Origin of the sequence: Alistipes communis (assembly GCF_006542665.1) — a bacterium.
Classification (GTDB): Bacteria; Bacteroidota; Bacteroidia; order Bacteroidales; family Rikenellaceae; genus Alistipes; species Alistipes communis.
On the sequence record NZ_AP019735.1, the window covers coordinates 1507613 to 1522612 of the forward strand.

The 15000-nt window shown below is 47.5% G+C and carries 9 protein-coding genes and 1 pseudogene; 4 read left to right on the forward strand and 6 right to left on the reverse strand.

Annotated elements, in window-relative coordinates; translation table 11 throughout:
- Window positions 1–2: 2 nt before the first annotated feature.
- From FMF02_RS06235 to FMF02_RS06250, 4 genes are read left to right on the forward strand one after another with little or no spacing between them, the layout of a single operon-like run.
- Complete coding sequence (locus tag FMF02_RS06235; protein WP_141412526.1) at window positions 3–914, forward strand: PIN domain-containing protein; 912 nt, start codon at window positions 3–5, stop codon at window positions 912–914.
- 3 nt (window positions 915–917) lie between these two features.
- Window positions 918–2138 carry a restriction endonuclease subunit S gene (locus tag FMF02_RS06240; RefSeq protein WP_141412527.1) on the forward strand — a complete coding sequence of 407 codons (1221 nt, stop codon included), beginning with the start codon at window positions 918–920 and terminating at the stop codon, window positions 2136–2138.
- 34 nt (window positions 2139–2172) lie between these two features.
- Window positions 2173–3012, forward strand: coding sequence for a hypothetical protein (locus tag FMF02_RS06245; protein WP_179952788.1), 840 nt, complete (start codon window positions 2173–2175; stop codon window positions 3010–3012).
- Window positions 3013–3025: 13 nt separating this feature from the next.
- Window positions 3026–6067, forward strand: a complete 3042-nt coding sequence (locus tag FMF02_RS06250) for a type I restriction endonuclease subunit R (protein WP_141412528.1) — start codon at window positions 3026–3028, stop codon at window positions 6065–6067.
- Window positions 6068–6235: 168 nt separating this feature from the next.
- On the opposite strand, the gene FMF02_RS06255 is transcribed toward FMF02_RS06250, so the two are convergent.
- From FMF02_RS06255 to FMF02_RS06280, 6 genes and pseudogenes are all read right to left on the reverse strand, one after another.
- A complete protein-coding gene (locus tag FMF02_RS06255; protein WP_141412529.1) occupies window positions 6236–9037 on the reverse strand; it encodes an AAA domain-containing protein in 2802 nt (933 codons plus the stop codon).
- Window positions 9038–9124: 87 nt separating this feature from the next.
- Window positions 9125–9424 (reverse strand): plasmid mobilization protein, encoded by a 300-nt coding sequence (locus tag FMF02_RS06260; protein ID WP_244611639.1) that lies wholly within the window; start codon window positions 9422–9424, stop codon window positions 9125–9127.
- A 1012-nt stretch (window positions 9425–10436) separates the two neighbouring features.
- Window positions 10437–11284: pseudogene (locus tag FMF02_RS06265) on the reverse strand (BRO-N domain-containing protein).
- Window positions 11285–11291: 7 nt separating this feature from the next.
- Entirely contained in the window at window positions 11292–12056 is a 765-nt protein-coding gene (locus tag FMF02_RS06270; protein ID WP_162502277.1) for a retron system putative HNH endonuclease, read from the reverse strand.
- 4 nt (window positions 12057–12060) lie between these two features.
- Window positions 12061–13785 carry an AAA family ATPase gene (locus tag FMF02_RS06275; RefSeq protein ID WP_141412531.1) on the reverse strand — a complete coding sequence of 575 codons (1725 nt, stop codon included), beginning with the start codon at window positions 13783–13785 and terminating at the stop codon, window positions 12061–12063.
- Window positions 13782–14927 (reverse strand): DNA adenine methylase, encoded by a 1146-nt coding sequence (locus tag FMF02_RS06280; RefSeq protein WP_162502278.1) that lies wholly within the window; start codon window positions 14925–14927, stop codon window positions 13782–13784. Before FMF02_RS06280 ends, FMF02_RS06275 begins: the two co-directional genes overlap by 4 nt.
- Window positions 14928–15000: the final 73 nt, after the last annotated feature.

The window sequence follows — 15000 nt, forward strand, 5'->3', positions numbered from 1 at the left end:
ATATGAAACGTATAGCTGTATTTTTTGACACGAATGTAATAGAATCGCGTTTTTCGCATGAAAAACATGAATTCCTATTTCATGAAGAAATTAAGCCGAATAGTCTTTTTTATCAAATAAAAAATTGCATCCGCGATAATGGTATTGTGGATATAGTAGATTTGTGTATTCCCGATCTCTCATGGCGAGAATTCAAATTACATCTATTAGAAAATTACCGTGAAAGACGGAGATATATTTCATTGCAGAAAGAACTATATCGCAAAGCTTTCGGTTCTACGTTTGGTATCAACTATGAATTTAAACATGAAACAGAAGAGCAATACAAGGAACATTTTGAAACATTAGCGAGTGAATTTCTCTCTCAGAATAAGTGTAAGTTGGTAAGCTATCCCAAAGAGGTGGAATTCTTTGAATGTTTGGTTGAAAAATGTTTAAATAAACAGCCTCCGTTCCAGCTTGCAAGAAATAATAGAAAAGAATATTCCGATGCCGGATTAAAAGATGCCATTATAGTCGATACAATCATAAGATACGCTTCCGAGCATGATTGTTTTTGTATACTTATCTCTAATGATTATGATTTTAGGGATATAAAGGATGTTAGAACATGTAAAACCGTTGACGAATTCTCGGCTTTTCTTGAAGAACAATCGTATGTCGTCAATACCTCGACCGTTCAGAACAAGCTGGAGAACGATGAATATTTAAAAGATACCATAATTACATCTACCGGCAATATTTATGATGAATCCGTTACAGAGTTCTACGTTGTCGATATAACAGATGAGGGCAGTTGGTATGTAGTACGAATTCGTTGTGTAATCAATGAAGTTATCTATTTGATCGAATGTAAATACGAACCACATTCTAACGAGTTGTTAGATATAACTTACAAAAAAGAGAATGAATGACGTATGTGGGCTAAGTACAAATTATCCGAATTAGGTGCTATTGTCGGAGGAGCAACCCCGTCAACCTCGGTTGAGAAATACTACGGAGGAGAAATCGCATGGGTTACTCCCAAAGATTTGTCGTCATTCTCTGGCCGTTACATAGAGTGCGGAGAGCGCAATATCACGGAAGAAGGTTTAAATAGTTGCTCTGCTCAATTATTGCCAGCCGGAAGTGTCCTGTTTTCTTCACGAGCGCCTATTGGCTATGTCGCAATTGCCAAGAATCCCATTGCAACCAATCAGGGATTTAAAAGCCTTGTGCCCGACACGAAAAAGGTTGACAGCCTATTTATGTATTATCTATTGAAATACAATAAGAATCGAATTGAGGCGATGGGTAGTGGTACGACATTTAAGGAGGTGTCGGGGGCTACTATGAAAAATATCGAAGTAAATCTTCCTCCGCTTGCCGAGCAGAAACGGATTGCGGCGATTTTGGGGGCATTGGACGATAAAATCGAATTGAATCGGCGGATCAATGCGAATTTGGAAGAGCAGGCGCAGGCCCTCTTCAAATCATGGTTTGTGGATTTCGAAGCACAAAATAGTAATCCCGGATTTTTCAACGATATTATTCAAACTACATTAAGTGGCGATTGGGGACAAGAAACCCCCAAAGGGAACTATACATCTGAGGTATATTGTATCAGAGGAGCAGATATTCCGGATATTAAATGCGGAGATAAAGGAAAGCTTCCCACTCGTTTTATTCTGGAAAAGAATCTGGAAAATAAAAAATTATCAGAAAATGACCTCGTTGTAGAAATATCCGGAGGGAGTCCAACCCAATCTACAGGACGCATATGTTTGATTACACGCGCACTGCTTGATAAGTTGGGTAAAGATGTAATATGTACGAATTTTTGCCGTGCATTGAAACCAATACCTGATTATTCATTTTTTATTTACTTGTATTGGCAATATCTTTATAACAACAATATAATGTTTAGTTATGAAAATGGGACAACGGGCATAAAAAATCTGAATATCACAGATCTCATAAATAAAGAACCTATTATTATTCCAAAGAAAAAGAAGATTCTGGAATTTAATAACGTGCTACAATCCATTTTTGATATGATATACAAAAACGGAAGAGAAAACGAACATCTTTCCGCCCTACGCGACACCCTGCTGCCCAAACTGATGGCCGGAAATTTCAGTCGCAAATGTTGTAATTGATTAATTTTTTGTAAAACCTAAATGCAACTGAAATATGAAAAATATTTTAACTCCGTATATTTTACAAACTATTATTATTTGTTCGACAATTATTTCTTTGGCGTTTATCGCTGTAGCTGCATATAGAGTATATAAGAAGCAGAAACGTGATGCTGGCATGTATATGTTCATGTCCGGTGTTGTCGTGTTTGTTATGGTTATGATATTTTCTCATGCGTTTTATGACAATAGAAATGTATTGGATTTTATCTCTCTTGCGTCGGCTTTAATATCTATCATCTTGGCGGTAATAACCATTGTATATTCGTTTTATACAAATAGTCGGTCTACTGGGCAAATCGAAACATTGAATAATGCGGCTCGAAGCGTTGAGAAGGCAACAGATTCTTATTCCCACACGGCGGACAGTTTACATGAAAACATTCAAAAAATCATAAGTGCGGTTAATCGAGTTGAACAAAAAACAGATTTGATTTTAGGTGCAAGCAAGGCAACGAATGCCGGAAATAATCAAAATTTTGTTAACTTTGATCTAAATGCCTATATATTAGGCTTCATAAATGTTGCTTCTCCTCTTGGAAATATGTTATTGTATGCATGTATCAAATCAAAAGATGCAAATAAAGCGCTTCAACTCAATATTATAGGATCAAGTGAAACTATGGCTTATTGTGGCGGCTTTTTAATAGCCGCTACAAGTGCTGGTCTTGTAACTGCATTTATAGATTTTGAAAATTGGACGGTTTCAACAACGAATTATATCGAGTCAGTTAAACATCATATAGACGAATGGATTACAAGAAATACAGGGAATCAATTCATAGTGGATTTAAAAGATAAGATTGATAAATATTTTGACTCGGTATCAAATTAATACAATCAATTTTATGCACTTCACCGAAGCCAATTTTGAAAATGCGATAATCGAGCTGTTCCGCGAGCAGCTGGGCTACGACTATGTCTATGGGCCGGAGGTCGCGCGCGATTATACGGAGCCGATCTACATGGAGCAACTGCGGGCGGCGGTGCAGGAGCTGAATCCGTCCTTGTCTGCCGCGGCGATCGAAGAGGCGATCACGAAGATCCGGACCTACGAGGGCGGTTCGTTGGTACAAAAGAACGAGCAGTTTACCGATTATCTTCAAAACGGTGTCGCGGTCAACTATTTCGACGGCCGCGAGCAGCGTTCGGAACTCGTGCGGCTCGTCGACTACGATACGCCGTTGCGAAATTATTTTACGGTAGCGAACCAGTGGACGGTCGAGGAGCGATCGGTAAAGCGGGCGGATATCGTCGTCTTCGTCAACGGTCTGCCGCTGGTCGTGGTGGAGTTGAAATCGCCCTCGCGCGAGAATACCGACGTTTCGGAGGCCTATGCGCAGTTGCGCAATTACATGCAGGAGATTCCGTCGCTCTTCATCTACAATGCGTTCTGTGTGATGAGCGACCACGCGATTACCAAGGCCGGCACGATTACGGCGGGAGAAGACCGCTTTATGGCGTGGAAAACGGTCGACGGTTCGATGGAGGATCGGAGCTGTGCCGGGTTCGACGTACTGTTTCGGGGGATGTTCGACAAGGTGCGGCTGGTGGAGTTGATACGCAATTTCCTGTGTTTCTCGAAGGACGGGAAGCAAAGTGCGAAGATATTGGGAGCCTATCACCAGTTCTACGCCGTGCGCAAGGCGGTACTGTCGACGGTGGAAGCTGCACGGACGGATGGCAAAGGCGGCGTTTTCTGGCATACGCAAGGCAGCGGCAAGTCCTTTTCGATGGTCTTCTTCTCGAAGCTGTTGCAGCAGGCGATGTCGTCGCCGACCATTGTCGTGCTGACCGACCGCAACGATCTGGACGGGCAGCTCTATCGACAGTTCGCCCGATGCGAAGACTTTCTGCGTCAGAAACCTGTCCAAGCCAAGAGCCGCGCTCATTTGAAAGAGCTGCTGGCCGGACGCGAGGCGAACGGCATCTTCTTTACGACGATGCAGAAATTCGAGGAGAGCGACGAGCCGCTCTCCGAGCGCCGCAATATCGTGGTCATGGCCGACGAGGCACACCGCAGCCAATACGGATTGGAGGAGAAGGTGAAAATGGTGACCATGCCCGACGGTACGACACGCGCGAAGATCATCGTTGGTGCGGCTCGTCTGGTGCGCAACGCGCTGCCCAATGCGACCTATATCGGCTTCACCGGAACGCCCATCGCGTTGAAGGATCGATCGACCCGCGAGGTGTTCGGCGATTATATCGACGTATACGACATGACGCAGTCGGTGGAGGACGGTGCGACGCGACCGGTCTATTACGAAAGCCGTGTGATCAACCTGAAACTCGACGAGGCGACCCTGCGCCGTATCGACGACGAATACGATGCGATGGCGGCCGAGGCGGAAGCGTATGTCATCGAGAAGAGCAAGCGCGAGCTGGGGCGCATCGACTCGATTCTCGGGGCCGACGAAACCATCGGTTCGCTGTGCGAAGACATCGTAAAACACTACGAGGAGAACCGCCAGTACGAACAGACGGGGAAAGCGATGATCGTGGCCTACTCGCGGCCGATTGCGATCAAGATCTATCGCCGGCTGCTCGAAATGCGTCCGGCATGGAGCGGGAAACTGGCCGTCGTAATGACTTCGGGCAATGGCGATCCCGAGGATTGGCGTCCGATCATCGGGAACGATGCCCGTAAAAAGGAGTTGGAAAAAGCGTTCAAGGACGACGGCGGTGCGCTGAAAATCGTGATTGTGGTCGATATGTGGCTTACCGGATTCGATGTGCCGTCGCTGGCGACGATGTACGTCTATAAGCCGATGGCCGGCCACAATCTGATGCAGGCCATTGCGCGCGTCAACCGAGTCTTCGGCGACAAACAGGGCGGACTGGTGGTGGATTATGTCGGCATCGCGTCGGCGTTGAGGAAGGCGATGAGCGACTATACGCTCCGCGACCGCAAGAATTACGGCGATCCCGACGTGTCGAAAACGGCCTATCCCGAGTTTCAGAAGAGATTGGAAGTGTGTCGTGATTTGCTTCACGGGTTCGACTATACGGCCTTTTTCGGCAAATCCGATCTGGAACGGGCCAAAGCGATCAGCGGAGGAGTCGATTTTCTGCAAGCTCCCGAACGCGAGGAACCGAAGAAGCTGTTTGTCAAGGAGGCGCTGCTGTTGCGGCAGGCGTTGTCGCTCTGTCAGAGTTTGCTGAACTACGAGCAGCGTCTCGAAGCGGCCTATTTCGAAGCCGTGCGCACGCTGTTGACGCGCATCGAAGGCAAGGGCAAGATGTCGCTGCGCGAGATCAACGCACGGATCAACGAGTTGCTCAAACAGAGCATCAAGAGCGACGGTGTAATCAACCTCTTCTCCGACGTCGAGGAGGAGTTTTCGCTGTTCGATCCGAAATTCCTCGAAGAGATCTCCCGGATGAGGGAGAGAAACTTTGCCGTCGAACTGTTGCGCAAGCTGATTGCCGAACAGGTGCGAATCTATCAACGGACCAATACGGTGCGGGCCGAGAAATTCTCCGAGATTCTGTCCCGTGCCATGAGCAATTACCTCAAAGGGTTGCTGACCAACGAGGAGGTAATTCAGGAGTTGCTGAAAATCGCCCACGAGATCGCCCACGGCAAAGAATCCGACAAAGCGCTCGATCTGAACGACGAAGAGCTGGCATTTTACGATGCGCTGACCAAACCCGAGGCCGTACGCGATTTCTATACGAACGAACAGTTGGTTGCCATTACACGGGAACTGACCGATGCGCTGCGCCGCAACAAGACGATCGACTGGAACCTCAAGGAGAGCGCCCGTGCCGGCATGCGTCGGATCGTGAAACGACTGCTCAGGAAGTATGATTATCCGCCCGAGGGACAGGAAGATGCGCTGAGTACGATCATGAAGCAGTGCGACATGTGGAGTGAAAACAGCTGACGGATTGGCCGTCGGACAAGCGTGATAACTCCGGTCTGCCGAGGGATTGTTATATATTGTCGTCCTTCGGCCTTACGGCTTCGTTCCGTGAGTTTTCTGCTCATCGCTGTTTGCGAACCGTACCCTGTCGGTCTCTGACCGCCTTGCGGGTTTGTCGCTGCTCGGCACTCACCCCTGCTGCATGGCCTGTTCGAGCGCGCCTACGATCCGTTCCTTTTCGCTGCTGCCGTCCGTAGAGAGACGCAGAAGCGGCAGGCCGATCTTGGCGAGAATACCGTTTTTGCGCCGGTCGCGGGCGACCTGCACCTCGTCGAAGCGGTGGTGGAGCACGCCGTCCACCTCGATCCCCAGAATCGGCGTGTTGTCCATCCGGTTGTAGAGCAGAAAGTCGAGATGCGAGCGGCGGCGGACGAAGAGGCGCTCCTCGTCGGACAGCTCGACGGTCCGTCCGACCAGATCGTACAGCCGGTAGTGTCGGTGGACGCCGATGGCGGAAAACCGATCCTCCTCGGCGAGAATTCCTCCGATGAGCCGTTCGGCGATCCGTTCGGCCGGCGATTCGCGTTTCGCATCGGAGGCGAACCGCATGGCGGCGTACTCCGTATGCAGCACGTCGAAAACTGAACGAATCGGACTGGTGATAAAGACCGAATCGACGTCCTCGCACGTGAAACGGATGTAGCGCAGCAGATCGCCGATATCCGACCCGTGGGCGATCCGCATCCCTTCGGTCTTGACGACGACCAGATGCTCGACGGCCCGTGAGACGGCCACGTTGATCAGGTTCGGATCGTCCAGAAATGCCGTGATTTCGGAACGTACCGTGTGGAACACGATGGTATTCTTCTCCCGTCCCTGAAACTTGTGGATCGTGTCGGCCTCGACACCCGGCGGCAGGCACCGCCGCAACTCCTGCGCATGATACCGGTAGGGAGAGATGACGCCGATCTGCTCCGGCTCCGCATGCTGCCGCTTGATCCAGTCGCACGTAGCGTCGATCTGGCGCTGGTTGTAGATCCGGCCGTTATGGGAGTAGGTTTTCGAGGCGGTCGTCGTCAGGACTGTAAAGGGATAGCCGCCCTTCGGTTCGGTCATGATGAGCAACTCGTTCCGGTAATATTTCCGGTTGCAGAAGTCGATGATGAGCGGATGGCAGCGGTAATGTTCGCGCAGCAGCGTGACGGGCAGCCGTTCCGCGAAGACCCGTTTGAAGGAGGAGAGGATGTTCTGCCGCACATAATCGTAAGCGTCGGGCACCCGATGTTTGTCGCGCAGCTCCCCGGCCTTCGCCCTGAGCTGCTCCTCCACGATATGCGGCAGCTGCCGGCTGTCGCCGATGATGACGATATTCCGGCAACAGGCGCAGCAGACGGCCGCCGTGAGGATATCGACCTGCGACGACTCGTCGATGATGACATAGTCGAGCAGATGCCCCGCGCCGATCGAAGCGCACAGCGAATGGGTCGTACTCAGCACGACCGGATAGCGTTCGACGAAGGCGCGGAAAAGCATCCGGTAGTTCTGCATCGTGAACGGGGGCCGCTCCTCCTGCCGCGCTTCGTTCAGCCGTTCGTATTTGCGGTAGAGCATATCGCGGAACAGCGCTTCCGACACCTTCCCGTACGCTTCGATCAGGCTCTTCGCACGCTGCTTGTCGGACGGTGCCCCGAGCCGGGCGATGCGGGCCGAGAGTTCGGCGATGTAGGTTTCGTAGAACTTGCGATCGGCATAGGCGGGCAGCAGCTCCGCATCCGCGAACAGCCGCTTCCCGGGCCACGCGCCGCACCGGAACAGCAGTCCGGCCCGCAAAGCGAGCGACGGCCTTCCGCCCTGCCACCTCTCGGTAACGAGATGCCGGAACGACAGCGCCCGCCGGCTGTCGATCGGACGGAAGAAACAGCGGTCGACGCGCCGCATCCGCGCTTCGTCCAGCGGTTGTTCCCGCAGCAGATGACGGTATTCGCATTGGGCATAGGAGCGTTTCGTCCGCAGGTCGGCCAGCTCCGCGTCGACGCGGAAAAGCTCGTCTATGGCCGCCGACAGCTCGCCCAGCCGCGTTCGCAGGGCCGCGCGCTCCTCCGCCGGCAACCGCCACGCGGCGTCGGGCATGGAATCCTGCTGTTTGTCTGTGAAAAAGGCCTGCCGCCTGGTCCGGTTTCCCAGTTCGGCCATCAACGCCCCGTACTCGTATTTCGACAGTTTGTCGCGCACGTTGTCCACCGCCGCATTGTTGTTGGACACGACACCGACGGTTTTTCCCTGCATCAGCAGATTGGCGACGATGTTCAGAATCGTCTGCGTCTTTCCCGTACCGGGAGGCCCCTCGACCACGCTCACCCGATTGCCCAGCGCCCGCTGCACGGCGAGTTTCTGGCTGGCGTTACAGCCGAAGGGATAGACGAGGGCCGCATTGTCGACATCGCACGCCGCCGTCCGCCCGCTCAGATAGGCATACAGCGCCGTACGGGGATCCTGCGGATCGATGCGCTGCATCGTCTCGGCGAGCAGGGCGGCGATCGAACTTTTCTTCTCCCCTTCGGGAACCTCCTCTGCGGCCTCCGTATCGGTCTCCGACTCCAGAGAGGCTTTGGCAGCGAGAACCTCCGCGAAATAGGAAAGCAGCCGCTCTTTGTCTGCGGCGAGCGGCTGCGCATCGACCGCTTCGATCCGCGACTTCTCGATCGCCGGCGAACGCAAGCCCTCTCCGGCGCCCAGCCGGACGTATTTCCCGTAGTCGAACAGCGTATCGTACGGCTCCTGCAACGTCCCGTCCTTGTAGATGCGTACCTGCCGGCGTGTGGCGAGCAGGGGATAGCAGACTACATGCTCCTTGCGATAGCGGAATACCCGCGCCGCGCCGTAATCGACATACACATACGCTCCGGCCGGTCGCAGCCCGACGATCTCCGACGTCTTGTCGACGTAGGCGTCGCGCCGCTTGTCGTGTACGAAAATCAGTCGGTCGGTCATCGTTCGGGGCGTTTGTCGGGAATTAAAAACCGCTTTACCCTCACAAAGATAGTCATTTTGCCGCGAAGGGCAAGCCCCCTTGCCCGATCACTCTTTCAACCACTCCTCCCGTAATCGTTTAGTCAACTCCAATACCTGCTCCGAGAGGGCTTTCAACTCGCGCGTGCAGGCCACCAGCGTGTCGATCTGGCGGGGCAGCATGTTGCGCGAAAGGCAGGTGTTGATCGCCTTGACGACCTGATTGTAGTTGTTGCCCACGCGCGAAATCTGGGCGATATACTCGTTCAGCCGGACAAGGTAACGCTGTTTCGTGGGGTCGGCCCTGACCACGCGGAACGTCTCGTCGAAGATTCGCCCGACGATGAAGCGGCTGCGGTTGTGCTCCAAGCCCGCCCTTCACAGCATCCGCTCGAAGCGGATATGCTGCTCCTCGGTCAGGCGGAAGGAGTATTTGCGGCTCTTGTTGTCCGATGCGCGGTTCTTTCTCATCGTTCTCTCGTTTTAAAGGGTTTTACATTACCGGATGCCGCGGCCCCGCAGGGCGAGCACCTTTGTCGGACAAACGCCGGTTTGTCGGACAAAGGTACAGCTCGCTGTTCCCGCTGCGGGAACAAGACGCCGCACTGCGGATCGCTCGTTTCCCGCATCGAAAGTCCTACGCGGATCACATCGGCGACACTCGGTTTTCAAGGTGCAATATTACGACGCCGCGGCGAGAGCGGCAAACCCTTCGGACGGCCTCCGGCGGTCAGGAGCGGCCAACCGCTTCGGGGGCCACGATGACGTATTATCTTGCGGACGGAAGCGTGAATGCTCTCCCGATCGAACGCACGTGCTCGTGTTCGCGTGGACGGATGTACGCACGTGTTCGCACATGAGCGGATGCACGAATACGAACATCCTCGCACGGCCTCTTACTGGCAAGAGCGAAAGCGAGCATCCGCACACGCACGATTGCCGGCATCCCTTCACGGATTCGTGCAGACGATCATGTCTTCATCTGTTCACGCACCGCTTCTCTCCCGATTGAATACGGCTGAAAATACAATAAAATATTGTTTGCAGCGACGATATTCCACGAACTGCTCTGACCCCGCCCGCAGCTCCGGCCGGCCCGAACGGACATCCTCGAAAATGTCGGTGAGGGAGGCCGGAGACGAACGGAGCCTAAACGCGCATGATAAGAATCGTGCGACGTTTCAAACAGAATGTACGTGAGCTATTATGCGTCGAATCCGATCGGACGACAAACAAGTAAGCCGGCGATACCTTCACCGAGAGTGCGGCGATCGCCGTGTAAATGGCATCCGGCACACGGCGCACCCCTCCGAGGGCGGTTCTCAGGTCTGCGACCTCCGCTCGCCCATCGCGCCGGGGAATCATTACCCAAGAGCCGCGGTCACTCCTTCTCCTCCTCGTTCGGTTCGATTTCTTTCGCCGCCAACGCCTGTTCGGCATTGAGCCGTGAGACAATCTTTTTTCCGGTCTGTGCCTCGATTTCGCGGCGGGTGTTGCCCGCGATGCGTCCGCCCTGTGCCGCCACGATCCGGTTGGCTGCAAACGTGCGCGGACGGCGCTCTTTGGAAATTTCGGTCGTCGTCGCCTCGGCGAGCATGTTCAGCACCAATTCCAAATTCGTCATGTTGTCGCGCAGACTTTCCGTTTTCAATCCTTTGTATCGCTTGTACTGCCCGTCATACCCGACCAGCCCTGCGTGATAATGTCGGTCAGCGTGGCGAACTCCTGTCCTCGCTTGATGCCGCGCCGCTCCCACTCATCGGTCAGCTCCTTACGCACTTCGATGGATTTCAGGCGTTGGTTAATCCAGTTCTCGGAGTATCCTTTGCGGTGGTAGTATTCCAGCATCCGGTCGATACCGAGTTCGGGGTCGTCCAGCTCTTCCAGCCGCTCGCGTCCCAACGACGCCAGCCACAGCTTGAACGGTTCGGCTTTCGGCGAAGGAATCGACTGAATCAAACGAAAAAGCTGTTCCGTATCGGCCACGTCCGTCATACGTATCTTTCCGTCGGCAGCAGGCATTTTCAAACCGTGACAACTTGTCACCGTTTCATTCCCTTCCTCTTTGAGTCGCTGCTTGAGCTTGTTCCAATATTTACGACCATCCACACTGTCGGTCAACACCGAAACGACATCGACAACGGAGAAATACCACTTCTCCTCCGCATCATCCCATAAGGTCCGTACCCGCCGCGCCTCAAATAATTTTATTGCCGTCTGCTGTATCATCATTAACTCAAGAAGCCAATAATTTTTTTAAAAGATTGCGTAATGCGTAACGTCGAAATCCCGCATATGCATATTGGTCCCCGGTTTCTAATTTAAAATCTTCAACGATATTTTTGATTGCAGTTTTTAACTCCTTTTTATTATTTTTGTAGACAAATTTGCGTTGATTAACTTTATGCTTAATTTCATTTAAGATCTTACGCCGTTCATCTTTCAGATAAGTCCTATTTAAATTACAAGCATCTATTGTCCATATAAAACAAGGCTCGGTAGAATACATTGCGCCGGTTTCGTCATATGTTAAATATAATTCTGGATCTATTGCCTCGGGATTAACCAACAATGGGTGCTCAATTCGATCATATATACGACCTAATTTATTTATTTTTTTATCGACAGTCAAAGAATAAACTGCTTTTTTTGTTTTTACGTCAAATTTCTGTCCCTTGCATTCATTACACGTAGGGCAAGCTAATAATAAATTATCCCAACTATAAGCCAACCAATAATAATATGTTTTAGGTCGATAATGCTCAACATGCAATTGTTCTACACGAGTTTCACAGAAAGCACATTTATGATGATATAAATCTGTCAACTTTTCTTTAATATCGTTTCGTTTATACCTACTATTATACTTATTATTATCGATATATTTCCCTGCACTAATTAATTCGCGTCTTCTACAATTAGTTGTGATCGCAGGTCTTGCATGACATTTATCATCTAATGATCGTGGAATATCTATATAATCTTTATTGATCTTTATCATTTGTCTAATCGGCATTTAATACGTCGTCAATAATATCTGATATCTCTTTCTCAGACAAAAAAGTATGCCCTGCACCTTTTAATTCTGCCAGTTTATTTGATACTTTTTTGTTGATTAAATATTCAACCATTGAATCTTCTGTTATGGCATTATTATTTAGAGGATCTAATCGTGAATCATCTAATCCAAATAATGATGACGTCACAAGTGTATTAATCATTAAATGATCCAAATCTTTCCTATAATAAGGATCACTCACCTTAGTTTTTCCTTGCTCTCTATATATTCTAAAAATGACAGCATCTTCAGATGCTCCTTGAATGATCATCGGGCTATGCGTTGAAAAAAAGAATTGAATATTAGGAAATAATGATCGTAGCTTACGTACTATTTTTCTTTGCCACTTAGGATGTAGGTGCTGATCAATCTCATCTACCAATACGACCCCTTTAGCCTTAAAAACATCATCTGCGGTCGTTGCAGAAAGACGGCTTAACAAATCACATATAAAAATAATAATACTCCTGTATCCTTCGGATAAATTATCTAATGTCAATGAATAGCCTTTTTCTTTAAAAAGAACATCATTCCCTATAAATTCTATTTCAACATTCCGTTCAAGAATATCACAAATTACACGGCTTAATTCGTTAATGGAAATTGAGATCTTTTTAGTATCATCTTCTGCCAATTTAAGATCTTTTAACCATATTATAGGACTTTTCAGCGTTTCTTCACTGCTAAATAAAGACATGAATCCATAACGTTCATAATTCTCTGCTGAATATCTACCTCTATGAGTCCCATATGCAAAAATATTTGACAACGCAATAGCATTATTTGTTGGATTATATTCGTTTCCAACCTCATCTTCACCATTAAGCGTAATCGATGATGATAGGATGTCATATGCTCTTCCTGTTTCACTTTTCTCCGTTTGGTTGATAATAGAACTACCTTTAAAGGCTAAAAGAAGGGCCATAAGAAATAAAGATTTACCATCTCCATTCTCTCCAAGAAAATATATTTCCTTAGAGTCGCCAAATGATAATTCAATATCAGATTCAATACAAAAGAAATTAGTAATTCGAATACTGCTAATATAGCTAGCTTTAAATGGATGCCCCTCTAACCAGCTACGAAATTGAAACTGTGTTAATCCTAAAGCTTTATGAAATTTATTTTCATAGCAATTTTTATAAAATATAGGGTCTGAAAGGTCCTTGATATGACGAGATAAACGTTCATACAAAATATCTTTGAATAATTTACCTATTTCAGTGTTATATAACAGACTTGAGCAATCATATGGGACTCTTGATTGTTTTCGATACATTGGCTCAGACGCCCCCGACTCAACCAATACACTTCTTATATTTGTCAACTGTTTATCAGAGGTTTCTACAATAAAAACCCCTTTCATGTTTTTTTTAGAATATTTTTCTGCAAAATCATCTACAATTCCACCATGAGTAAACATCAATGCTAGAAATGCAAACAATTTCTTTTCCTTAGGATACTTTTGAATTTTTATCCAACAATCAGGAATAGGATCATTTAAAGAGCTAACACCAAGAAATGATCGTAAGATTGGCTCATTAATACTAACACTTTTTGATTTATACTGTTCAATACTTTCTATACTATATATTACATCTAAGGCATGAACAATATCATACTTCGTCCAAGATGTTTTTTGAACCTTTTTATAGTCTATAATCTCACTCATATTCGTTTAAATGAAATTAACAATTCATGGACATTATGTTGATATTCATCAGATCGCCCCATTTTACTATGGATGTATTCTTTTGTTTTTATGTCATCTTTATAAGCTCTTCCTAAAATACTATGACCAATCTCCAGAATACGATTTTGCGATAATAGACCTGTATCACTATAACTGAGAATTAAATGGGATTTTCGGTCTTTTATACCCTTAAATAATTTCACAAAAGCACTTTCTACTTCACTTTTCTTATCAAATGGAGATTGATGACGATTTTCTCGATAACGTCCCTTATATTGTAATACAGGATGATCATATTGCACTAGCGTTTCTATCGCATGATAAAAACGAGAATAATGAACTGCGCTGTAAGGAGGATCTGCATAAATAATCGAATTTGGCTCTATTGTTCGCAGACAATCAACGTAATCTAAAGAAGAAATCCGAATTTGATGATCTATATTTAAATTGGGGATATTACATATTTCTTCAAATTTGCGGCAAAATAAATTCCAGATATTTTTACCTCGATATATTAGAATATCATTCATATTGGATTTCGTGACATCTCGATATTGCGCAAAATGTCCAGTACTTTGCGATGCATACGACATTGCAAATATTAGGGCTGACATTATTACATAATATTTTATAGAACCTTTATAGCACTCGGCTACAGCTCGTATAGAATCAATCCATTTACATTGTTCATAAGACCAATAAGTCCCAGAATAATTCTTTACAAAAAAGCTAAATCCAAGATCAAAGTCTTTTGTTATAAGATTCTGTTGAGCTGTTTCGATTGCAATTAATTGATTATAATCCCGAATAGAAGAGTAGTCAAATTTTAGATTAGGGTTGATATAATCAAACTCTGCAACAGTCGCATTAACCCGTTCCTGAAGTTCATCAATGAAATTTAAAGATATATTCTTTTGTAAAATAGAGGCATATAGGTGGGCAAATATTGCAGAATAACTTTGAATATCATTAACACAAATATTATATGTATCTAAAAATGCACAGCCAACTATTGAAGTTCCGGCAAATAAATCACAAAACCATTCACTTTCAATATTCAGATCTTTGATTGCTAGATTTATATCTTCTAGTATTTCCCTCTTTGACCCCATATATTTCATGAAATGGGGCAATATATTTATATTAACCATTAGGCAAATTATTTCAATATACAAATCTAATACAAAAAATGCG